14 protein-coding genes, 1 tRNA gene and 1 pseudogene are annotated in these 24086 nt (G+C 74.4%); 14 read left to right on the forward strand and 2 right to left on the reverse strand.

Translation table 11 applies throughout. The features are described from left to right. A pseudogene (locus tag ICW40_RS08935) lies at positions 1 to 263 on the forward strand (ABC transporter ATP-binding protein); the annotation flags it as partial. 50 nt (positions 264 to 313) lie between these two features. On the opposite strand, the gene ICW40_RS08940 reads toward ICW40_RS08935, so the two are convergent. Together ICW40_RS08940 and ICW40_RS08945 are read right to left on the reverse strand one after the other, a co-directional pair. Further along, positions 314 to 802 (reverse strand): MarR family winged helix-turn-helix transcriptional regulator, encoded by a 489-nt coding sequence (locus ICW40_RS08940; RefSeq protein ID WP_221653480.1) that lies wholly within the window; start codon positions 800 to 802, stop codon positions 314 to 316. Further along, positions 799 to 1449 (reverse strand): TetR/AcrR family transcriptional regulator, encoded by a 651-nt coding sequence (locus tag ICW40_RS08945; protein ID WP_221653492.1) that lies wholly within the window; start codon positions 1447 to 1449, stop codon positions 799 to 801. Before ICW40_RS08945 ends, ICW40_RS08940 begins: the two co-directional genes overlap by 4 nt. A 138-nt stretch (positions 1450 to 1587) precedes the next feature. Between ICW40_RS08945 and ICW40_RS08950 the strand changes: the two genes are divergently transcribed. The 13 genes from ICW40_RS08950 to ICW40_RS09010 all read left to right on the forward strand — a co-directional run. Continuing rightward, positions 1588 to 1659: transfer RNA gene (locus ICW40_RS08950), tRNA-Gln, on the forward strand. Positions 1660 to 1777: 118 nt separating this feature from the next. Beyond that, positions 1778 to 3364, forward strand: coding sequence for a bifunctional UDP-N-acetylglucosamine diphosphorylase/glucosamine-1-phosphate N-acetyltransferase GlmU (glmU, locus tag ICW40_RS08955; protein ID WP_221653481.1), 1587 nt, complete (start codon positions 1778 to 1780; stop codon positions 3362 to 3364). Positions 3365 to 3369: 5 nt separating this feature from the next. Then, positions 3370 to 4353: a ribose-phosphate diphosphokinase gene (locus tag ICW40_RS08960; RefSeq protein WP_221653482.1), complete on the forward strand. Its 984-nt coding sequence runs from the start codon at positions 3370 to 3372 to the stop codon at positions 4351 to 4353. Between the two features lie 245 nt (positions 4354 to 4598). Beyond that, the gene (locus tag ICW40_RS08965) at positions 4599 to 5231 is read left to right on the forward strand and encodes a 50S ribosomal protein L25/general stress protein Ctc (RefSeq protein ID WP_221653483.1); all 633 of its coding nucleotides are present in this window, start codon (positions 4599 to 4601) and stop codon (positions 5229 to 5231) included. An 86-nt stretch (positions 5232 to 5317) separates the two neighbouring features. Beyond that, a complete protein-coding gene (gene pth / locus ICW40_RS08970; RefSeq protein ID WP_221653484.1) occupies positions 5318 to 5914 on the forward strand; it encodes an aminoacyl-tRNA hydrolase in 597 nt (198 codons plus the stop codon). Positions 5915 to 6036: 122 nt separating this feature from the next. After that, the gene (locus tag ICW40_RS08975; RefSeq protein WP_221653485.1) at positions 6037 to 7557 is read left to right on the forward strand and encodes a sugar transferase; all 1521 of its coding nucleotides are present in this window, start codon (positions 6037 to 6039) and stop codon (positions 7555 to 7557) included. 179 nt (positions 7558 to 7736) lie between these two features. Continuing rightward, positions 7737 to 8876, forward strand: a complete 1140-nt coding sequence (locus ICW40_RS08980; RefSeq protein WP_221653486.1) for a DUF1972 domain-containing protein — start codon at positions 7737 to 7739, stop codon at positions 8874 to 8876. Positions 8877 to 8878: 2 nt separating this feature from the next. After that, positions 8879 to 9721 (forward strand): CDP-alcohol phosphatidyltransferase family protein, encoded by an 843-nt coding sequence (locus tag ICW40_RS08985; RefSeq protein WP_221653487.1) that lies wholly within the window; start codon positions 8879 to 8881, stop codon positions 9719 to 9721. Continuing rightward, a complete protein-coding gene (locus ICW40_RS08990; protein ID WP_221653488.1) occupies positions 9714 to 10328 on the forward strand; it encodes a hypothetical protein in 615 nt (204 codons plus the stop codon). The genes ICW40_RS08985 and ICW40_RS08990 overlap by 8 nt, the downstream gene beginning before the upstream one ends. A gap of 208 nt (positions 10329 to 10536) precedes the next feature. Then, positions 10537 to 15393, forward strand: coding sequence for a LamG-like jellyroll fold domain-containing protein (locus ICW40_RS08995; protein WP_221653489.1), 4857 nt, complete (start codon positions 10537 to 10539; stop codon positions 15391 to 15393). Positions 15394 to 15526: 133 nt separating this feature from the next. Beyond that, positions 15527 to 20887, forward strand: a complete 5361-nt coding sequence (locus ICW40_RS09000; protein ID WP_221653490.1) for a PKD domain-containing protein — start codon at positions 15527 to 15529, stop codon at positions 20885 to 20887. Positions 20888 to 21049: 162 nt separating this feature from the next. Then, the gene (locus ICW40_RS09005; RefSeq protein WP_221653491.1) at positions 21050 to 23002 is read left to right on the forward strand and encodes a PKD domain-containing protein; all 1953 of its coding nucleotides are present in this window, start codon (positions 21050 to 21052) and stop codon (positions 23000 to 23002) included. Then, a partial coding sequence (locus tag ICW40_RS09010) for a glycosyltransferase (protein WP_260458988.1) occupies positions 22999 to 24086 on the forward strand: 1088 nt, incomplete at its 3' end. The genes ICW40_RS09005 and ICW40_RS09010, both read left to right, overlap by 4 nt.

Genomic DNA, 24086 nt, shown 5'->3' on the forward strand with positions numbered 1-24086 from the left:
CCGCAGGACCGGCCGCGACGAGCGAGCCCGGCCCGGACGCGCCGTCGGCCGCGGACGTCCGCGCGGCCCGCAAGGAGGTCGCGCGGATCGACCGCCGCCTCGCGCGGATCGCGGCCCGCGAGGGCGAGCTGCACGAGCAGATGGCCGCCGCCGCGACGGACCACGAGACCGTCCAGCGCCTCGACGCCGAGCTGCGCGAGCTCGCCGCCGAGCGCGAGGCGCTCGAGGAGGAGTGGTTCCTCGCGGCCGAGACCGCCGGCTGAGGCCTGCGCCCGGGCGTGGGCCCCGGCGGTGCGGTCCGGTGCCGACGCGCCTACGCGTCGAAGGGGGCGACGAGCTCGCGGAGCAGAGTCGCGAGGGTCTGGCGGTCCGGCTCGGGCAGCGACGCGAGCAACCCGTGCTCCACGCGCAGCAGGTCCTCGAGCGCGGCGTCCACGCGCGCGCGCCCGGCCGCGGTGAGCCGCACGAGCACGCCGCGACGGTCCGCGGGGACCGGCAGGCGCTCGACGAGGCCGCGCGCCGCCAGGCGGTCGATGCGGTTCGTCATGGTGCCGCTCGTCACGAGCGTCTGGGTGACGAGCGCCCCCGGCGACAGCTGGTACGGCTCACCCGCGCGGCGCAGCGCGGAGAGCACGTCGAACTCCCAGAGCTCGAGGTCGTGCCGGTCGAACGCCGACCGCCGCGCGAGGTCCAGGTGGCGCGCGAGCCGGCTCACCCGCGACAGCACGGCGAGCGGCTCGACGTCGAGATCCGGACGTTCGCGCTGCCAGGCCGCGACGATCCGGTCGACCTCGTCGGTCACGCGGTCTCCTCGCGCCGCAGCCCCGGGCCGCGCTCGCCCTCGCCCCGCATGCCCTCGCCGCGCAGGGCGGGGCGGCGGTGCAGGCCCGACAGCCCGTACCAGGCGAGGTTGACCAGGTGCGCGGCCACCTCCTCCTTCTTGGGGCTGCGCGTGTCGAGCCAGTGCTGGCCCGTGAGGGCCACCATGCCGACGAGCATCTGGGCGTAGATCGGCGCGGTGCGCGGGTCGAGGCCGCGCTTGGTGAACTGGGCGCCGAGCAGGTGCTCGACCTGCGTCGCGACGTCGCCGATGAGGCTCGAGAACGTGCCCGTCGCCTGCGCGACGGGGGAGTCGCGGACCAGGATGCGGAACCCGTCGGTCGAGGTCTCGATGTACCCCAGCAGCGCGAGAGCCGTCCGCTCCACGAGCACCTGCGGGTGGCCGCCGGCCTCGAGCGCCCCGGTCAGGGCGTCGGTGAGCGCCCGGATCTCGCGGTCGACGACGACGGCGTAGACGCCCTCCTTGCCGCCGAAGTGCTCGTAGACCACGGGCTTGGAGACCTGGGCCCGCGCCGCGATCTCCTCGACGCTCGTGCCCTCGAACCCCTTCTCGGCGAACAGCGTGCGCGAGACGTCGAGCAGCTGCTCGCGCCGCTGCGTCCCGGTCATCCGGGCGCGCGGGGTGCGCTTGCTCGTCGTGGCCATCCGTCCATCATGCCGTGCGGCACTGGCAGACTGGGGCACCGCCGCGACGGGTGACCCGGGCACGGCCCGCCGAGGGCGGGTGGCCGGGGTCCGCACGGGCGGTCCGCCCTGGTGTAACGGCAGCATGCAGGCCTTTGGAGCCTTGCGGTCCAGGTTCGAATCCTGGGGGCGGAGCGTCGGGGACGGCCCGGACGCGCGCATCCGCACGCGTCCGGCGACGGTAGAGTGACCGCGCGTTCCAGACCCGCCGCTGCAGCGGCGGAGCAGTCGAGCAGACCCACCCGGGAGTCCCGTGACCCACCCCCGCCCCGCCGCCGTCGTCGTGCTCGCCGCAGGTGAGGGCACCCGGATGCGGTCCGCCACCCCCAAGGTGCTGCACGCCCTGGCCGGTCGCACGATGCTCGGCCACGCGCTGGCCGCCGGCCGCGCGCTCGACCCCCAGCGGCTCGCCGTCGTCGTGCGTCATGAGCGCGACCGCGTCGCCGCTCATGCCCTCGAGCTCGACCCCCAGGCGCTGATCGCGGACCAGGACGACGTCCCCGGCACCGGCCGCGCCGTGCAGTGCGCGCTCGGGGTCCTCGACGCCGCCGTGCACGCGGCGTCGGCCCACGACGGGCACGACGCCGACCAGGTGGAGGGGGCCGTCGTCGTCCTCGCCGGTGACATCCCGCTGCTCGACGGCGACACGCTCGCCGAGCTGCTCGCGGCGCACGTCGCGGACGGCAACGCGGTGACGGTCCTGACCACCGAGGTGGCGGACCCCACGGGCTACGGCCGCGTCCTGCGCGAGCCCGGGACGGGCGAGGTGCTCGGTGTCGTCGAGCACAAGGACGCCGACGACGAGCAGCGCGCGGTGCGCGAGATCAACTCCTCGGTCTACGTGTTCGACGCGGCCGTCCTGCGCGGCGCCTTCGGACGGCTCGGCCGCGACAACGCGCAGGGCGAGGTCTACCTCACCGACGTGCTCGCGATCGCGCGGTCCGACGGCGGCGCCGTCCGCGCCCTGCGGGTCGACGACCCGGTGCTCGTCGAGGGCGTCAACGACCGCGTCCAGCTCGCGACGCTCGGCGCCGAGATGAACCGCCGCATCGTCGCCGACTGGATGCTCGCGGGCGTCACGGTCGTCGACCCGGCCACGACGTGGGTCGACGCGGACGTCGAGCTCGAGCAGGACGTCACGCTCCTGCCGGGGACCCAGCTGCACGGGCGCACGCGCGTCGCCGCGGGTGCCGTCGTCGGTCCCGACAGCACCCTCACCGACGTCGTCGTCGAGGCGGGCGCGCACGTGGTGCGCTCGCACGCGACGCAGGCCCGCATCGGTGCGCAGGCCGTCGTCGGCCCCTTCTCCTACCTGCGCCCCGGCACGTCGCTCGGCGCGGACGGCAAGATCGGCGCCTTCGTCGAGACGAAGAACGCGACGATCGGCGACCACTCGAAGGTGCCGCACCTGTCCTACGTCGGCGACGCCGAGATCGGCGAGCACACGAACATCGGCGCCGCGACGATCTTCGTCAACTACGACGGCGTCACGAAGCACCGCACGACGATCGGCAGCCACGTGCGGATCGGCTCGGACAACGCGCTCGTCGCACCGGTGACGATCGGCGACGGCGCGTACACGGGCGCCGGCTCGGTGATCCGCCGGGACGTGCACCCGGGTGCGCTCGGCATCAACACCGCGCCCCAGCGCACCATCGACCGCTGGGTGCTGCGTCGGCGCCCCGGCACGCCCTCGGCCGAGGCGGCCGCGGCCGCGCTCGGTGACGAGGACGAGGCGCCGCTGTCACCGCAGGCCCGCGCCGAGCTCGCGCGTGCGCAGGAGGCGGGCCCACCCTCGGACCCGCGGGACCCGTCCGCACCATCCACCGAAGGGCGCTGACCGCGATGACCGGGATCACCTCGCTGGACGGCACGAAGCGCCTCGTGCTCGTGTCGGGACGCGCGCACCCCGAGCTGGCCGACGACGTCGCGCGCGAGCTCGACGTCGAGCTGGTCCCCACGACGGCGTACGACTTCGCCAACGGCGAGATCTACGTGCGCTTCGCGGAGAGCGTCCGCGGAGCCGACGCGTTCGTGCTCCAGAGCCACACGGCGCCGATCAACCAGTGGATCATGGAGCAGCTGCTCATGGTCGACGCCCTCAAGCGCGCCTCGGCCAAGACGATCACCGTCGTGCTCCCGTTCTACGGGTACGCACGCCAGGACAAGAAGCACCGCGGCCGCGAGCCGATCTCCGCACGGCTCATCGCGGACCTGTTCAAGACGGCCGGGGCGCACCGCCTCATGAGCGTCGACCTCCACGCCGCGCAGACGCAGGGCTTCTTCGACGGGCCGGTCGACCACCTGTGGGCGATGCCACTGCTCGTCGACTACGTGCGCACGCGCGTCGACCTCACCAACGTCTCCGTGGTCTCGCCCGACGCGGGGCGCATCCGGGTCGCCGAGCAGTGGGCGGCCAAGCTCGGCGGGTGCCCGCTCGCCTTCGTGCACAAGACGCGAGACATCACCAAGCCCAACCGCTCGGTCGCGAACCGCGTGGTCGGCGAGGTCGAGGGCCGCACGTGCGTGCTCGTCGACGACCTCATCGACACGGGGGGCACGATCGCGGAGGCCGTCCGCGTGCTGCTCGACGCGGGCGCCAAGGACGTCATCGTCGCGGCGACCCACGGCGTGCTCTCGGACCCGGCGGCCCAGCGGCTGCAGGAGTGCGGTGCCCGCGAGGTGATCATCACGGACACGCTGCCGATCCCCGAGGAGCGGCAGTTCGACAAGCTCACCGTGCTGTCGATCGCCTCGCTCATCGCCCGGGCGATCCGTGAGGTCTTCGACGACGGCTCGGTCACGTCGCTGTTCGACGGCGCCGTCTGACCCTGACGAGCGGTTTCCGCGCACGCGCGTGCGCCGGGTAGAGTAGGCAAGTTGCCTCGGCGAGGGACGTCGGACGGCCTGTGCTCCATGCGTGAGCGTGGCGGGCCGCCTGCGACTCCGTGATCGACGGGCGGTCCGGTCCATGCGGTCGCGTGTCCGTCCTGCGTCCCGCGCCGAGGCCGCCCAGCTGCCGGCAGAGCCCGGCGATCAGTCGTCCCACCGTCATCCAGCACCAGGAGTCACCCGTGTCCGAGGTCAAGCTCGCCGCCGCCGTCCGCACCGAGTTCGGCAAGGGTGCGGCGCGCCGCATCCGCCGCGCCCACCAGATCCCCGCCGTCCTCTACGGGCACGGCGGCGCCCCGCAGCACATCACGCTCCCGGGCCACGAGACGATGCTCGCGCTCAAGCACGCGAACGCGCTGTTCTCGATCGAGCTCGACGGCGAGGCGGCGCAGCTCGCGATCGCCAAGGACGTCCAGCGCGACCCGGTCAAGAACGTCATCGAGCACGTCGACCTCCTCGTCGTGAAGAAGGGCGAGAAGGTCGTCGTCGACGTCAACGTCCACGTGGTCGGCGAGTCCGCCCCGGGCACCATCCACGTCGTCGAGACCCAGTCGGTCACGCTCGAGGCCGAGGCCACGCGCCTGCCCGAGGCCATCGAGGTCTCGATCGAGGGCCTCGAGGCCGGTGCCCAGATCCGCGGTGCGGACCTCGTGCTGCCGGCCGGCGCGTCGTACACCGGGGACCCGGAGGCGGTCATCCTCGGCATCTCGACGCCGCAGTCCAGCGCGGCCGACGAGGCCGACGCCGCCGCCGTCGAGGAGCAGGCCGCCGCGCAGTCGGCCGCCTCGGCCGCCGCGGCGGAGAACGAGTCCTGAGCCTCCTCGCACGCCTCACCCGCGGCGCCCGGTCCCCCTGGGGCCGGGCGCCGCGTGCATCCCGCCAGAACGAGAGGACGGACGGCATGAGCGACCCGTGGCTCGTCGTCGGGCTCGGCAACCCGGGCGCCGGCTACGCGGGCAACCGCCACAACGTGGGCCAGATGGTGCTCGACGAGCTCGCGCGGCGAGCGGGCGCCGGCTTCACGAGCCACCGCACCCGGTCGCGGGTCGCCGACGTCCGGCTGGGCACCCTGCCCGGCGGGGCGCCGGGGCCGCGCGTGCTCCTCGCCAAGCCGATGAGCTTCATGAACGTCTCCGGCGGTCCGGTCGGTGCGTTGGTGCAGTACCTCGGGGTGCCGCCGGACCGGCTCGTCGTCGTGCACGACGAGCTCGACATCCCGTTCGCCGCCGTACGCCTGAAGTCGGGCGGCGGCGAGGGCGGCCACAACGGCCTCCGCAGCATCAGCTCGGCGGTCGGCACGCGGGACTACGTCCGGGTGCGGGTCGGGGTCGGCCGTCCGCCCGGGCACACCGACCCGGCCGACTTCGTGCTCAAGGACTTCTCCGCGACGGAGCGCAAGGAGCTCCCCTGGCTGCTGGACTCGGCCGCGGACGCCGTCGAGGCCGTCGTCACGCAGGGCCTCCTCGCCGCGCAGCAGCGGTTCCACGCCCCCTCCTGACGTCCGTCGGGGGATCGGGCGCCGGTGTGCCAACCGGGTGAAATCGGACACCTGGGGTGTTTCGGACGAATGCGCCGGTATAACCTCGGGTCCGTTCGTGGACCGCTGGGAAGGGGGGCCGGATGACGCTCGCCATCGATCGCGAAGCAGTCCTCGACGGTCGGGACCGTCGTGCACGTGCCGTCGAGCCGCGCAGGTCCTGGGCGTCGGCCAGGCCCTTCGAGCCGCGCGTCACCCCGCACAACACCCCGCACCTGGTCCGTCGCTGGTCCGACGTCGCGGCCGGCTACCGGCTCCGGGTGCTCCTGCTCGACGCGGTCGTCGCGACCGCCATCGCGGGCGCCCTGCTGCCGGGTCTCTACGGCGTGACCCCGCGGACCGTCGGGCTGGTCCTCGCCACGGCGCTGGGGTTCTGCGTCCTGGTGCTGGTCTTCAAGGGCTACGACCTGCGCCACCTCGGTGACGGGCCGACGGAGTTCCAGGCCCTCCTGCGCGCGGCCGGCGGCAGCGTCGTGCTGCTCATGGCGATCAGCTACACCGTGCGGACGGACGTCCCCCGCACGCTCGTCTTCGTCGGCGTCCCGCTCATCACCGTGCTCGCGTTCCTCACGCGCTACGCGCTGCGCAAGGTGCTGCACCGTGCGCGCGTGGAGGGCGACTGCATGAAGCGCACCGTCGTGGTCGGGGACCCGGCGTCCGTCGCGCGCGTCGTCGACGACCTCGTCCGCGAGCCGTACCACGGCTACCAGGTCGCCGGGATCTGCCTGCCCAGCATCGACGACGACGCCGGTGACGTCGACGTGCCCGTCGTCGGCGCGATCGCCGACGTACCGCAGGTCGTCGCCGACCGCGCGATCGAGGTGGTCGTCGTCGTCGCGGGGCACCTGGGCGGCGAGGCGCTCCGGCGCCTGTCGTGGGCGCTCGACCGCGCCGGCGCGCAGCTCGTGATCGCGCCGGACCTGCGAGAGGTGACCAGCCCCCGCGTGACGGTCCGGCCGGCGGCGGGGCTGTCGTTGCTCGAGGTCGAGGTCGGCGCCACGCGTGGGCGCGTCGTCGGCAAGGCGGTCCTCGACCGCACGCTCGGCGCCCTGCTGCTCCTCGTGGCCTCGCTGCCGCTCGCGATCGCCGCGGCGGCCGTCCGGCTGACGTCGCCCGGGCCGGCCTTCTACCGGCAGACGCGCGTGGGCGTGGACGGCGTGCCGTTCACGCTGTGGAAGCTGCGCAGCATGTACGTGGACGCGGACGAGCGCCGGGCCCGGCTCGCGGACCAGGACGAGGGCGCCGGCGTGCTGTTCAAGATGCGGCGTGACCCCCGGGTCACGTCGGTCGGCCGCTTCCTGCGGCGCTACTCGATCGACGAGCTCCCGCAGCTGTTCAACGTGGTGCGCGGGGACATGTCCCTCGTCGGGCCGCGCCCGCCGCTGCGCGAGGAGGTCGACCGCTACGAGGACGCGGTGCACCGGCGCCTGCGCGTCAGGCCCGGGCTGACCGGCCTGTGGCAGGTGTCGGGGCGCTCCGACCTCTCCTGGGACGAGTCGGTCCGGCTCGACCTGCGCTACGTCGACAACTGGTCGCTCGCGATGGACCTCATGATCCTCTGGAAGACCGCGCGCGCGGTCGTCACCGGTTCCGGGGCCTACTGAGACCGATCAGCACGACACCGTCCGCCGTCCGGCGGGCGGTGGTCCGGTCGTGCCGCCACGTGCTCGCCCGTTCGGGTGACGGTGCGGCGGACCGGACGACGCACGATCGATGATCTGAGCCGTGGGGGCCGGCACGAGGGATCCCGGGAGGGGTCCGTGAGGGACGTGGAGGCAGGGCTGTGAGGATCGCACTCGTCGGGACCCGAGGGGTACCGGCGCGCTACGGCGGGTTCGAGACCTGCGTCGAGGAGGTCGGCCGGCGGCTCGCCGCTCGCGGGCACGAGGTCACGGTCTACTGCCGACGCGTCGCCGACGTCGAGCCCCGGGACGAGCACCTCGGCATGCAGCTGGTGCACCTGCCCGCCGTCCGGAGCCGGTCGCTCGAGACGCTGAGCCACACCGGCCTCTCGGTCGCGCACCTGACGCGCCGCGGCGCGGACGCGGCGGTCGTCTTCAACGCGGCGAACGCCCCCTGGCTCCCCGTGCTCCGCGCGGCCCGCATCCCCGTCGCGACCCACGTCGACGGCCTCGAGTGGAAGCGCGCCAAGTGGGGCGGCGCGGGCAAGCAGTTCTACCGCCGCGCCGAGACCCTCGCCGTGCGCTGGTCGGACGCGCTCATCGCCGACGCCCAGGGCATCGCCGACTACTACCTCGAGCGGTTCGGGGCGCCGACGGAGCTCATCGCCTACGGCGCCCCGGTCGTGCCGCGCGCGTCCGACCGGCTGCGCGAGCTAGGGCTCGCCCCCGACGCCTTCCACCTCGTCGTGGCGCGGTTCGAGCCCGAGAACCACGTCGACGTCATCGTCGACGGCTACCGGCGCAGCGGTGCGCAGCTCCCGTTGGTCGTCGTCGGCTCCGCGCCCTACTCCGACGCCTACACGGCGCGCGTCCACGCGCTCGCCGACGACCGGGTGCGCTTCCTCGGCGGCGTCTGGGACCAGGAGCTGCTCGACCAGCTCTACGCGAACGCGCGGACGTACCTGCACGGCCACTCGGTCGGCGGGACCAACCCCTCGCTCCTGCGAGCGCTCGGTGCGGCCGCGGCGACGACGGCCTTCGACGTCTCGTTCAACCGCGAGGTGCTGGGCGCGAGCGGCCGCTGGTTCACCACCGCGGACGACGTCGCGCGCGAGGTCGAGCTGGCCGAGCAGGACCCGGCGGCCACCCGGAGCCGCGGTGCGGCAGCGCTCCTGGAGGCGGAGCGCTACGACTGGGACGACGTCGCGTCCCGCTACGAGGAGCTGTGCCTGCGGCTGGCGGGCCGGGGCACGAAGCGCGACGCCGGGCGGCCCGCCGCCTCCGGCTCGAGAGGAGCATGACGATGAGCGTGTCGAACGCCGAGCGAGCACGACCGGCCCGTCGGGGCCGGCCCGTGGCGGTTGCGGACGCGGCGGCACCGTCGACGTCGCGCGACGAGTCGTACCGCGACGTCGTCCGCCGCCTCGCGTCCGCGCAGAAGGCCGCCGCACCGGGTGCGCCGGCCTACTCCGTCCTCGTCAACCGACCCTTCGGGCGCCTGCTCGCCGCGTGGGCGTTCCGCCGCGGCCTGACGCCGGACGCCGTGACCGCGATCAGCGCGATGTTCACGTTCTCGGGGATCGCGCTCGTGGCCGTCGTGGGTCCGGGCGTGTGGACCGCCGCGCTCGTGCCTGCGCTGCTCGTCGTCGGGTACGCGTTCGACTCGGCGGACGGCCAGGTCGCGCGGCTGCGCGGCGGCGGCAGCGTCGCGGGGGAGTGGCTCGACCACGTGGTCGACGCGATCAAGATCTCGACGCTGCACCTCGCGGTGCTGGTCATGGCGTACCGCTTCCTCGACCTGCCGTCGGAGGCGTTGCTGCTCGTGCCCGTCGGCTTCACGGTCGTCGCGGCCGTCTCGTTCTTCGCGATGATCCTCAACGAGCAGCTCAAGCGGGGCGTGGCCGCACGATCGGGTGCTGCGACGCTGCCACCCGCACGGGTGCCGCTCGTGCGCCGGCTGCTGGTGCTGCCGACCGACTACGGCGTGCTGTGCCTCGTGTTCGTGCTGCTCGCGGCCCCCATGGCGTTCTTCTGGGCCTACACGCTCCTGTTCGTCGGGTGCGCCGGCCACCTCGTCCTGGCCCTGCTCAAGTGGCGACGCGACATGGTGCGGCTCGCCGCCGAGGCCGCGGTGGCCCGTGGCTGACCGCCGAGCCCTGGCCGGGCTGCTCCTGACCGCAGGACTGCTCGTGGGCTGCACCGCGGGCGGAGGCGAGGACCAGGACGACGCGACCGCCGAGGCCACCACGTCGCCGGGTGACGAGGGCTCGACGCCGACGCCGTCCCCCGACGCGTCCGACGACGCCACCGGGGGCGGCGGGGGGACCGCGGCCGCGCCCGACGGGGTACCGCCCACGGCGGAACCCGTGCCGCTCGCCGCGACGGCGGACTTCGGCACCGGCGTGACGTCATCGCTCGGGGGCGTGGAGGCCATCCAGGCCGAGGCGCAGGGACCGGGGGAGATCGCCGGACCGGCGCTCGCGTTCGAGATCCGGCTCACCAACGGCTCGCCGGGTCCCGTCGACCTGGGCGCGGTGACGGTCAACCTCACCGACGACGCGGGAGTGCCCGGCCTGCCCATGCTGGGCCCGCCGTCGGCGCCGTTCTCCGGCACTCTCGACGCCGGGGACTCGGTCACGGGGACGTACGTCTTCGCCGTCGACGAGGGGTCTCGTTCGGAGGTCGCGCTCGAGGTGAGCTACTCGATGCAGGCCCCGGTCGTCGTCTTCCGCGGCAGCCCGGCCGACGTCTGACGGCGGCGGCCGACGCCTGTCGGCGCGCGGCTGACGGCTCGCGACCGACCGCTCGCGGCCGACGGCGGTGCGCCCCGCCGCGTGGGCGTCCGAGCTGGAGGGCAGATTTCACCCGTTTGTCCGTTTCTGTCCTAGCTCGTCCGGCATACCGTTGGTCCCTACCGTGCGGCTCTTCCCCGCCAGCCGCCGCCATCGTGAGGGTCCTCCCATGTCGTTCGCACCACGCCGCCCCCTCGTCCGGCTCCTGGCGACCGTCGCCGGTGCCGGGATGCTCGTGGCGGGCCTGGTCCCGCCGGCCGTCGCGGACACGGCACCGACCGTCCCCGGCGAGCCGACCACCGTCTCCGCCGACGGGCTGCCGACCGTCCAGATCGACGGCGTGGTGTGGCAGCAGGTCGTCATCGGCGACACCGTCTACGCGGCCGGCAGCTTCACGACGGCCCGCCCGGCCGGTGCCGCACCCGGCACGTCGACGGTCGCGCGCGCCAACCTGCTGGCCTACGACCTGCGCACCGGCGTGCTGAAGAGCTCCTTCGCGCCGACGACGAACGCGCAGGTCCTCACGATCGCCGCGTCGCCCGACGGCGACCGCCTCTACATCGGCGGCGACTTCACCGAGGTCAACGGGCTGACCGTCTGGCGCATCGCGGCGATCGACCCCACCACGGGCGCGCTGGACCCCACGTTCCTGCCCAAGCCGCACGCCCGGGTCCGGACGATCGTCGCCGACGCGGACACGGTGTGGTTCGGCGGCCTGTTCAGCGGCGTCGGCACGGAGACCCGGACCCGCCTCGCGGCCGCCCGCGCCTCCGACGGCGCGCTGCTCCCGTGGGCGCCCCAGGCGGCCGGGGCCAGCGGCGTCAACGCCCTCGTCCTCTCGCCGGACGGCTCGACGATCGTCGCCGGCGGCTCGTTCACGACCCTCAACGGCTCGTCGAACCCCGGCTACGGTCTCGGCGCGGTCGACGCGACCACGGGCGCGCTCCTGCCGTTCGCTGCCAACGCCGTCGTGCGCAACGGCGGGACCAACTCGGCGTTCACCTCGCTCGTGAGCGACGGCGAGAGCGTCTACGGCACGGGGTACCACTACGGCAGCGGCGGCAACCTCGAGGGCACGTTCGCCGCGAACTGGGACACCGGGGAGCTCCTCTGGCTGGAGGACTGCCACGGCGACACCTACAGCGTCTGGGCGAGCGACGACGTCGTCTACCAGGCGAGCCACAAGCACTACTGCGCCAACATCGGCGGGTTCCCGCAGACCGAGCCGTGGACCTTCTCCCGCGCGACGGCGATGACCAAGGACGCGACGCACCTCATCACGCGCGAGCAGTACGGCTACGCCAACTTCGAGGGCCGCCCGACGCCGTCGCTCCTGCCGTGGTTCCCCGACCTCAACCTCGGCAAGTACACCGGCCAGGACCAGGGCCCGTGGACCGTGACGGGTACCGACGAGTACGTCCTGATGGGCGGGGAGTTCACGACCGTGAACGGGAGGCCGCAGCAGGGTCTCGTGCGATTCGCGGTCCCGTCGATCGCACCGAACGACGTCGGTCCTCAGATCACGGGCGGGAAGGTCGACCTCAGCGGCACGTCACCGACGGCGGGCACGATCCGCCTCCAGTGGACGGCCAACCACGACCCGGACAACCGGGACCTGACCTACGAGCTCTACCGCACCAGCACCACCACACCGGCCATCCACCGCGTCGTCCAGCCGTCGACGTTCTACCAGCGCCCTGCCATGGGCTTCGTCGACACGGGACGCGTGCCGGGGACGGCGTACCGCTACCGCCTCAAGGCGACGGACCCGCACGGCAACGTCGCGTGGTCGGACTTCATCACGGTGACGGCGTCGGGCACGACGGCGCCCACCAGCACCTACGCCGACCTGGTCCAGGCGGACGGCGCCGTGTCCCTGTGGCGCCTCGGTGAGAGCAGCGGCACCCGCGCGATCGACGACGCGGGCTGGAACGACCTCTCGGTCGGCACCGGCGTGACGCGTGGCACGCCGGGCGCGCTCGCCGGCGACGCGAGCACAGCCGCCACCTTCAACGGGACGGCGAACGGCGTCGCGGTGACCAGGACCGACGCGTGGGGCGAGAACAGCCTCACGGTCGAGGCGTGGTTCCGGACGTCGACCACCCGCGGCGGCGGCATCATCGCCTTCGGCAACCTGCCCAGCGGCAACTCGCCGCTCACCGACCGCCAGGTCTACATGGGCAACGACGGCCGGCTGAACTTCGGCTCGCGCGGCGGCTCCTCCGGCCAGGTCGTCACGAGCGCGCAGGCGTACAACGACAACCAGTGGCACCACGTCGCGGCGACGCTCGGCGCGAGCGGCATGCGGCTGTACGTCGACGGCGTGCGCGTCGGCTCGCGCGACGACGTCACCAAGGGGCGCGACGCCTACGGCTTCTGGCGGGTGGGCGGCGACAACCTCACGGGCTGGGCGAACCGGCCCACGAGCAACAACTTCCAGGGCGTGATCGACGAGGTCGCGGTCTACCACCAGGAGCTCACGCACGAGCGCGTCGCCGCCCACTGGGCAGCGGGCGGACGCACGTCGCCGCTCCCCGCGGCGCCGGCGGACGCCTACGGCCAGGCGGTCCAGGCGCTCGGCCCGGAGCTCTACTGGCGCACGGACGAGCGCAGCGGCACGACGGCGGCCGACGCGTCCTTCTACGCGAACCCGGGCACGTACCGGAACGGCCCGGTGCTCGGTGCGCCCGGCGCGCTCGCCGGGGTCCCGGGAACCGCCGCCACCTTCGACGGGGCCAACGACATCCTGTCGAGCGCGCGGCAGGTGACGAACCCACGCATCTACTCGCTCGAGCTCTTCTTCCGCACGACCACGACGGCCGGCGGCACCCTGCTCGGTCTCGCGGGCTCGAACACCGCGCTCTCGACGAACCGGGACCGGAACATCGTGATGGAGGCCGACGGGCGCCTGGCCTTCGGGGTGCGCACGACGAACCCGACGATCGTCCGGTCGGCCGCGGCGTACAACGACGGCCAGTGGCACCACGTCGTGGCGACGCAGTCCGGGGAGGGCATGCGCCTGTACGTCGACGGCGCCCTCGTCGGGTCCGACCCCACGACGACCGCCCAGTCCTACGCGGGCTACTGGAAGGTCGGCGGGGAGCGCACCTGGGGCCCGCAGACGTACTTCGCGGGGTCGATCGACGAGGTCGCGGTGTACGGCTCGGCCCTCACGCCGGAGCAGGTCCTGCTGCACGCCCAGCTCGCGCAGGGGCCGCCGAACACGCTGCCGACGGCGGCGTTCACCGAGACGGTCGAGCACCTGGACCTCCAGGTCGACGGGCGCGGCTCGGCCGACCCGGACGGCACCATCGCCACGTGGGCCTGGGACTTCGGGGACGGCTCGACCGCCTCCGGCGCGACGGCCACGCACAGGTACGACGAGGCCGGGCAGTACGACGTCCGGCTCACGGTGACCGACGACCGTGGCGGTCAGAGCACCGTCGTGCGGACCGTCACGGCCACCGACCCGCCGCCGCCGGGTGTGCTCGCCGTCGACGCGTTCGACCGCGCCGTGACCAACGCCTGGGGCACCGCCGACATCGGCGGGGCGTGGGCGCTCACGGGTTCGCCGACGCGGTTCTCCGTGGCCGGCGGCGTCGCGCGGATGTCCCTGTCCACGGCGGGCAGCGGTGCCTCCGCGCACCTCGGCACCTCCGCGGGCGACACGGACATGCGCAGCGTCGTGTCCCTGGACAAGCTGCCGAACGCCGGTGCGGTGCTCGTCTCGGCGGTCGCCCGGAAGGTCGGCGCCGACGACTACCGGACGCGCGTGCGCATCGGTGCGGACGGCGCCGTCACGCTCGCGCTCATGCGCGTCGTCGGCAGCACCGAGACGACGCTCGCCTCGGGCGGCGTCGCGGGGCTCACCTATGCCCCGGGTGACCGCCTGCACGTCCGGACGATGCTCACGGGCACCTCGCCGACGACCCTGCAGACGGTCGTCTGGAAGAACGGTCAGCCCGAGCCGGCCGCCTGGCGCCTGACCACGACGGACGCCACCGCGAACCTCCAGCAGCCGGGTGGCGTCGGGTTCGTCACCTACCTCGGCGCGACGGCGACGAACCTGCCCGTCGTGGTCCGGTTCGACGACCTGAGCGTCGTCGAGCCCGGGGTCGCGCCGCCCGCCGACCAGCCGCCGGTCGCCGCGTTCGTGGCGCAGGCCCAGGACCTCGGCGTCACGCTCGACGGCACGTCGTCGTCCGACCCCGACGGCACGGTGACGGCCTGGTCGTGGGACCTCGGCGACGGTGCCGTGAAGACCGGGGCGACGGTCACGCACACGTACGGCGCCGCGGGGACGTATCCCGTGCGGCTCACGGTGACGGACGACGACGGCCTGACGGCGACGACGGTGCAGGACGTCACGGTCACGGCTCCGGGGCTGCCCCCCGCGCTCGCCCGTGACGCCTTCGGCCGGTCCGTGGCCAACGCCTGGGGCACGGCCGACGTGGGCGGCGCGTGGACCGTCGTGGGTGACCCGGCCAAGTTCTCGGTCGTGGACGGCGCCGCCCGCACGACCCTCATGAACGGCGGGGGAGCGTCCGCCTACCTCGACGGCGTCGTGTCCGACCGCACGGACGTCTCGGCCGTGGTCGGCCTGCCCGCGCTGCCCGACGCCGGTGCGGTCCTCGTGTCCGTGACCGGACGCCGGGTCGCCGCCGACGAGTACCGCACCAAGCTGCGCGTGGGCGCCGACGGCGTCGTCACGCTCGCCCTCACGCGGGTCGCCGGGAGCCAGGAGCTGACCCTCGCGACGACGACGGTCGCCGGCCTGGTGGCCGTGCCGGGGGACCGCCTGCGCGTCCGGATGTCCGTCGAGGGCACGGGGACGGCGACGCTGCGCGCCAAGGTGTGGCGGGACGGTCAGGCGGAGCCCGGGTGGCTGCGCTCGACGACGAACACGTACGCGCCGCTGCAGGCGCCGGGATCGATCGGGGTCGTCACGTACCTCGGGGCGACCGCGACGAACGTGCCGTTCGTCGTCACCGTCGACGAGCTCGAGGCCCGCACGCCCGACGCCTGAGCCGGGGCGCCCCCCGCGTCACGCCCACCGCGCGTCCGATTTCACCCGTTTGGTGCCAGAAAGGCCCGGTCTCGTAACACTAGCGTTACGCGTGGGCCGCCCGTCGCGGTCATCGAGGACCGAAGGGGCCCCCATGCACCGCATCCTTCGCGCCGCGTCGGCCAGGACCGTCGCCGTGCTCGCCGCCTCCGCGCTCGCGGTCGTAGGCATCACGGGGCCCGTCGCGGCCGACACGATGCCGTCCGACCCCGCCGAGCCCGTGACCGTGGCCGCCGACGCGCTCCCGACCGTCCAGGTCGACGGCGTCGTGTGGCAGCAGGTCGTGGTGGGGAACCGGGTCTACGTGGCCGGCAGCTTCTCGACCGCCCGGCCGCCGGGCGCGGCACCGGGCACGAGCACGACGCCCCGGGCGAACCTGCTCGCGTACGACATCCGCACCGGCCAGCTGATCTCGTCCTGGGCCCCCCGGACGAACGCGCAGGCGCTCACGATCGCCGCCTCGCCGGACGGCAGCCGGATCTACGTCGGCGGGGACTTCACCGAGGTCGACGGCGCGCGGGTGTGGCGCATCGCGGCGCTCGACGCGACCACGGGAGCGCTCATCCCGTCGTTCACGCCGAAGCCGCACGCCAAGGTGCGGTCGATCGTCGCGACGGCGAGCACGGTGTACTTCGGTGGCCTGTTCAGCGGCGTCGGGACCGAGACGCGCCTGCGCCTCGCGGCGGCGCGGGCGTCCGACGGGACCCTGCTCGACTGGTCGCCGGAGGCCGAGGGCGGCAGCGGCGTGAACGCCATGGTGATCTCGCCCGACGGCTCCAAGCTCGTGGTCGGCGGGTCGTTCACCTCGCTCAACGGCTCGTCGAACCCGGGCTACGGGCTCGGTGCGGTCGACGCGACGACGGGCGACCTCCTGCCGTTCGCGGTGAACGGCCTCATCCGCAACGGCGGCCGGGACGCCTCCATCACCGGTCTGGCGGCCGACGGCGACACGGTCTATGGCTCGGGCTACGTGTTCGGGGCGGGCGGCAACCTCGAGGGTGCGTTCGCGGCGAACTGGTCCGACGGCGCGCTGCGCTGGGTCGAGGACTGCCACGGCGACACCTACGCCGTGTGGCCCGTCGGCGACGTCGTCTACCAGGCGAGCCACAAGCACTACTGCGGCAACGTCGGCGGCTTCCCGCAGACGGACCCGTGGTCGTTCTACCGCGCGACGGCGGTCAGCAAGGCAGCGACGCAGACGGTCACGAACGACCCCTACGGCTACTTCAACTTCGCCGGCAACCCGGCACCCTCGATGCTCAACTGGTACCCCCAGATGGACACGGGCACCTACACCGGCCAGAACCAGGGCCCGTGGACCGTCACGGGGACCGACGACTACGTGCTCATGGGCGGGGAATTCCGCAACGTCAACGGCCGCGGCCAGCAGGGCCTCGTCCGCTACGCGGTGCGCGAGCTCGCGCCGAACGACGTCGGCCCCCAGGTGGTCGGCGGCCGGGTCGACCTGGCGGCCGTGTCGCTGTCGCGCGGCGAGGTGCGCGTCCGGTGGACCGCCAACTACGACTGGGACAACGAGGACCTGACGTACACGCTGATCCGGAACAGCAACACCGCGGCGCCGGTGTACGAGACGGTCCAGGGCTCGACGTTCTACCAGCGCCCCGGCATGGGGTTCGTGGACGAGGGCCTGACGCCGGGTGCGCAGTACCGGTACCGCCTGCGGATCACCGATCCGTACGGCAACAGCGTCCAGTCGGACGCGGTCACCGTGGTCGCGAGCGACGCGGCGCCCACCGAGAGCGACTACGCCGAGAAGGTCCTCGAGGACGACCCCGCGTACTTCTGGCGTCTCGGTGAGGCGGACGGCACGGCTGCGTACGACCACGCGGGCTGGTCGGACGCGCGCGTCGGCCCGGCCGTGACGCGCGGGCTGGCGGGAGCCGTCGTGGGCGACCCCGACGCGGCCTCGGGCTTCCCGGGCACCGCGGACGGCATCGTCGTCTCGCCGGTGGCCGAGCCCGGACCGGAGCGGTTCACGGTCGAGGCGTGGGTGCGCACGACGTCGACGCGCGGCGGCAAGATCATCGGGTTCGGCAACGCCGCGTCGGGGACGTCGGGCAGCTACGACCGCCACGTGTACATGGACTCCGAAGGCCGGATCACGTTCGGCGTCTACCCGGGCGGCGTCCGGACCGTGCGCAGCGCGTCGGCGTACAACGACGGCGCGTGGCACCACGTCGTCGCGTCGCTGGGCGAGACGGGCATGCAGCTCTACGTCGACGGCCGGCGCATCGCGAGCCGGGCGGACACGACGTCGGCCCAGCCCTACAGCGGCTACTGGCGCATCGGCGGCGACAACCTGGGCGGGTGGCCCGACCGTCCGGCGGACGACTTCCTCACGGGTGCCGTCGACGAGGTCGCGGTCTACCCGCGCGCGCTCGCGTTCGCCGAGGTGGTGGACCACTACCGGGCGTCCGGGCGCACGGTCGACCTGCCCGAGCGTCCCGCGGACGCGTACGGCGCGGCGGTCTACGACGCGGAGCCCGACCTCTTCTGGCGGCTCGACGAGACGGGCGGCACGACGGCGGCCGACGCGAGCCTCGGCGCGACGCCGGGCACGTTCCGGCGCGGCGTGACCCTCGGCACCGAGGGGCTGCGCGAGGGGGGCACGGCGGCGACGTTCGACGGTGCCGGCGGGCTGCTGTCGAGCGACCGGAGCTTCGCCGACCCGCGCACGTACTCGACCGAGCTGTGGTTCCGCACGACGACGACGGCGGGCGGCAAGCTCATCGGCTTCGGCGCCAACCGCGAGGACCTGTCGAGCAACTACGACCGGCACGTCTACATGGAGACCGACGGCAGACTGACGTTCGGGGTCTGGACCGGCGCGACGAACACCATCACGTCGCCGTCGGCCTACAACGACGGCCGGTGGCACCACGTGGTGGCGACCCAGGGAGCCGCGGGCATGGTCCTGTACGTGGACGGCGCCGCCGTCGGGACGCACCCGCAGACGGAGTCCGAGGGCTACACGGGCTACTGGAAGGTCGGCAGCGACACCACGTGGGGGCCGCAGCCGCACTTCGCGGGCACCGTCGACGAGGTGGCCGTGTACTCGCGCCCGCTCTCCGCGGCGGAGGTGGCCGCACACCATGCGCTCGGCGTGGCCGAGCCCGAGCCGGAGAACCAGGCACCCGTCGCCGCCTTCACCGCGACGACGGACGACCTCACGCTCTCGGTCGACGGTGCGGCGTCGTCCGACGCGGACGGCTCGGTCGTGGCGCACGCGTGGACGTTCGGGGACGGCGGCACGGCTTCCGGGCCGACGGCGGTGCACCCGTACGCCGCGCCCGGCACCTACGACGTGACCCTCACGGTCACGGACGACGACGGTGCGACGCGCTCCACGACGCAGGCTGTCACGGTCACCGAGCCGCCGAACCAGGCGCCGACGGCCGCCTTCACCATGGGCGCCTCGGGGCTCACGGTGACGGCCGACGGCTCGTCGTCGTCCGACCCGGACGGGACCGTCGACGGGTACGCGTGGACCTTCGGCGACGGCGGCAGCAGCGCCGGTCCCACGGCGTCGTACACGTACGGCGCGGGCGGCACCTACGACGTGACGCTCACCGTCACCGACGACGACGGGACGACCGCGTCCACGACGCAGCAGGTCACGGTCGTGGCGCCGCCCGCGGGCGTCGCCGCGCAGGACGCGTTCGGCCGGTCCGTCACGGGCGGCTGGGGCACGGCCGACGTCGGCGGGGCGTGGTCCGTCACGGGCGCCGCGTCGGCGTTCTCCGTCGCGGACGGCGCGGGTCGGATGACCGTCACGCGCGCCGGGGGCGGGCTCACGGCGCTGCTGCCCGACGCGCTCTCGACGTCGACCGACGTGAGCACGACGGTCGCCCTGAGCAAGGTCGTCGACGGCGGCGGCGCGTTCGTCTCGCTCGTCGGCCGTCGGGTCGGCGCCGCCGACTACCGCACCAAGGTCAAGGTCGCCGCGAACGGGGCGGTGACGCTCTACCTCAGCCGGACCACCGGTGGTGAGGCGACGCTCGCGTCGACGGGCGTCCCCCGGGTCTCGTACCGGACGGGCGAGGCCCTGCGGATGCGCCTCGAGGTCACGGGGACGAGTCCGACGACGCTCCGGGCGAAGGTCTGGGAGCTCGGCACGCCCGAGCCCACGGGCTGGCAGCTCACGGCGACGGACGGCACGGCCCAGCTCCAGGCACCGGGCGGCGTCGGCGTCGCGCCCTACGTGTCCGCGAACGCGACCAACGCGCCCGTGACCTTCACGGTCGACGACCTGGTCGCGGCGCCCCCCGGCGCCGTCCCGCCGGCCAATCAGCCGCCGGTCGCGGCCTTCGTGACCTCGGTCGACGGTCTCCAGGTGACGGTCGACGCCTCGACGTCGACGGACCCGGACGGCACCCCGACCGGCTTCGCGTGGGCGTTCGGCGGTGGTGGTTCCGCGACCGGCGTGACGGCGACCCACGCGTTCCCCGCGGGGGGCACGTACGACGTCACGCTCACGGTCACGGACGACGACGGCGCCACCACGAGCACGACGCAGCAGGTCACCGTCGTGGCCCAGCCGCCCCCGGACAACGCGGCACCCGTGGCCGCGTTCACCGTGACCGCGACCGGCCTCGCGGTCGCAGTCGACGGCTCGGGGTCGAGCGACCCGGACGGCACCGTGGTGGCGCACGCCTGGACGTTCGGCGGCGGCGCGGTGGCGTCGGGCGTCACCGCGGGCCACACCTTCGCGGCGCCGGGCACGTACGACGTCACGCTCACGGTGACGGACGACGACGGTGCGACGGCCTCGACGACGCAGGCGGTCACTGTCACGGCGCCGGGCGTCGCCGCGGGCGACGCCTTCGAGCGCGCCGTGACCGGTGGGTGGGGCACGGCCGACGTGGGCGGTCCGTGGACGACGGTCGGCCCGGCACCGGTGTTCTCCGTGGCCGAGGGGGCGGGACGGATGACGCTGCCCCGGTCGGGCTTCGGCGCCACGGCGATGCTCGCCGGCGTCGCCGAGACGCGGACCGACACGACCGTCGTGATGTCGACCAGCCCGGTGCCGGACGGCGGCGGCAGCTTCCTGTCGCTCATCGGGCGGGGCGTGGGTGCGGCGGACTACCGCGCCAAGGTCAAGATCACGGCGACGGGCGCCGTGACGCTCTACCTCACGAAGGTCGACGGCACCGAGACGAACCTCGCCGTCGCGGGGGTCCCCGGCGTGAGCCTGACCGAGGGTGAGCCGCTGGCCGTCCGGCTCGAGGTCACCGGGACGTCGCCGACGACGATCCGCGCCAAGGCGTGGGAGGCGTCGTCGCCCGAGCCGGCGGAGTGGCGACTCACGGCGACGGACGCGGCCCCGTCGCTGCAGGCGGCGGGCGGTGTCGGGGTCACGGCGTACGTCTCCGCGTCGGCGACCAGCACGCCGACGACGGTGGCGTTCGACGACCTCGTGGTGCGGCGCCCATGACGGGACGGCCATCGGACGCATCCACGACACGGCGAGGCGGTCGTCACGGCCGCCTCGCCGGAATGTCTGATTTCACCCGTTTGGAGCCGGTTTCCGCCGGGCTGCGCCCGTAGGGTGGTGCGCGAGCACCTGCCCGGACAGCCTGAGGAATGAGGGTCGCCGATGCGACAGCGGACCGGCGTCGTACGTCGAGCGACAACCCTGGCGGCGACGGTGGGGCTGTGCCTCACGGGGACCCTGCTGGCCCCGGCGGCCGCGGGGGCCCCCGCCGATGCGGCCCCTCCGGTCGCTGCGCAGGACGCACCGGGCGACGCGTGGGCGGCGGACGGCTTCGACCGCGCCCTCGCGGGGGGCTGGGGCACGGCGGACGTCGGCGGGACGTGGTCCCTGGTCGGCGACCCGGCCGCGTTCTCCGTGGTCGACGGGGCCGGACGCATGAGCGTGCCCCGTCCGGGTGCGGGCCTGACGGCGGCTCTCGTGGGTGCGACGTCGGACGAGGTGGACCTCAGCGCTCGGCTCGCCACGACGACCGTGCCCGACGGCGGCGGCGCGTTCGTCTCGCTCGTCGGGCGTCGGGTCGGGCCCAACGACTACCGCGCGAAGCTCAAGATCGCCTCGTCGGGTGCGGTCACCCTGTACCTCACCCGCGTGTCCGGCGGCGAGAGCACTCTGGGTGCGCTCACGCTCCCGGACGTCTCGTTCGCGCCGGGCGACGCGCTGCGCGTGCGGCTCACGGTGACCGGGACGTCGCCGACGACGCTCCAGGCCAAGGCGTGGGAGGACGGCGCGCCCGAGCCCGAGCGCTGGCAGCTCACGGCGACCGACGCGACGCCGGCGCTCCAGACCGCGGGCGGCGTGGGTGTCATGGCGTACCTCTCGGCGTCGACGACGACCGCCCCGGTGGCGTTCACGGTCGACGACCTGCGTGCTGCGCACCTCGACGGGCCGCCCCCGGTCGAGAACCAGCCGCCCCGGCCCGCGTTCGCGAGCACGGTCGACGGCGCCACCGTGTCCTTCGACGCGACGGCGACGACGGACGCGGACGGCAGGGTCGCGCTGTACGGCTGGGACTTCGGCGACGGCGAGTTCGGCACGGGCGCGACCCCGGCCCACACCTACCGCGTGCCGGGCACCTACTCCGTCACGCTCACGACGACCGACGACGACGGCGACGCGGCCTCGGTGACGCACGCCGTCACGGTCGGCGGCGAGCCGCCGGTGGAGCAGGCGCCCGTCGCCGCGTTCGACGTGACCGTCGACGGGCTCACCGTCGCGGTCGACGGCTCGGCGTCGACGGACGACGACGGCACGGTGACCGGCTACGCCTGGGACTTCGGCGACGGCGCGACCGACGCGGGCGTGACCGCCTCGCACACGTACGCGGCCCCGGGCGAGTACACGATCATGCTCATCGCGACCGACGACGACGGGCTGTCCTCGTCCGCCTCGCGCGTCGTCACCGTCGTGCGCGTGGCCCCCGGCCCCGCCGGGGCGTTCGTGCGCGACGACTTCGCGCGCACCGTGGCCACCGGCTGGGCGGGCCCGTGGGCGCTCGTCGGCTCGCCGTCGTCGTTCTCGGTCGCGGACGGAGCGGGCCGGATGGTCCTGCCGCGTGCGGGCAGCGGGGCGTCGGCGTACGTCCCGGGCGTGGCCTCGGCCTCGACCGACGCGCACGTCCGGACGTCGCTGAGCAGGCTGCCCGACGGTGCGGGGACGTTCGTCTCGCTCGTCGGACGTCGCGTCGGGACGGCGGACTACCGCGTCAAGGTCAAGGTCATGGCGAACGGCGGGGTCACGGTGTACCTGAGCCGGGTCGACGGCACCGAGACGACCCTCGCCGTGGCGGGTGTCCCCGGTCTGACGCTCGACGCGGGCGAGCAGCTCCACGTCCGCCTGCAGGTCAGCGGCACCTCGCCCACGGTGCTGCGCGCGCGCGTCTGGCAGGACGGTGCCGCCGAGCCCGCCGGCTGGCAGGTGGCGGCCACCGACGCCGCGCCGTCGCTGCAGGCCGCGGGGAGCGTCGGTCTCGGCGCCTACGTGTCCGCGTCGGCGACCGCCCTCCCGCTCACGGTGACGTTCGACGAGCTCGTCGCCACCGAGCTCGCGGCACCTTGAGCGCTCGCGCTCCGCACGCGTCCGCGGCCCGCCGCACCGTCCTCGTCGCGCACCCGGGTGCCGACCTCTACGGCTCCGACCGCGTCATGCTCGAGAGCGTCGCGGGCTTCGTCGAGGCGGGGTGGCGCGTCGTCGTCGCCCTGCCGGTGACCGGCCCGCTCGTCGGTGAGCTCGAGCGCCTCGGCGCCGACGTGGTCCGGACGCGCACCGCCGTCCTGCGCCGCAGCGCCCTGCGACCCGCGGGGCTGCTCCGGTTCGTCGCCGACGTCGTGACGGGGGCGGCGCACGGCGTGCGGCTGCTGCGCCGCGTCCGCCCGGACGCGGTCTACGTCAGCACCGTGACCCTCCCGCTGTGGATGGCGCTCGCGCGCGTGGTGCGCCGGCCGCTCGTCTGCCACGTCCACGAGGCCGAGGTCAGCCTGCCCGTGTGGCTGCGTCGCCTCCTCATGCTCCCGGTGCTGCTCAGCTCGACGGTCGTGGTCAACAGCGAGTTCACCGGGACGGTGCTCGGCTCGTCCCTGCCCCGCGCGACCCGGCGCGCCGTCGTCGTCCACAACGCCGTCCCCGGACCGGCGGACACCACGCCGGCGCGTGTCGCGCTGCGCGACCCGCTGCGGCTCGCCTACGTCGGACGGCTCTCGCCGCGCAAGGGCGTCGACGTCGCGGTCGAGGCGGTCGGGCGGCTGCGTGACGGCGGGCTCGACCTGCGACTCGACGTCGTCGGCGACGTCTTCCCCGGCTACGAGTGGTTCGAGGCGCAGCTGCGTGAGCGCATCGCGGAGCTCGACCTCGCCGACGAGGTCCGGCTGCGGGGCTTCCACCCGGTCGTCTGGCCCTTCCTGGCCGACGCCGACGTCGTCGTCGTCCCCTCCGTCGGCGAGGAGTCGTTCGGCAACGCCGCGGTCGAGGCGGTGCTCGCGGCGCGGCCAGTGGTCGTCAGCGCGACGAGCGGGCTGTCCGAGGCGGTCGCACCCTACTCCTCCGCGCGCGAGGTGCCCCCCGGCGACCCGGCGGCCCTGGCCGAGGCCGTCCGCGCGGTGGTCGGCGACTGGCCCGCCGCCCGCGGCGCTGCGCTCGTCGACGC

It is taken from the genome of Actinotalea ferrariae, from assembly GCF_019733465.1.
In the GTDB taxonomy this organism is placed as follows: Bacteria; Actinomycetota; Actinomycetes; order Actinomycetales; family Cellulomonadaceae; genus Actinotalea; species Actinotalea ferrariae_A.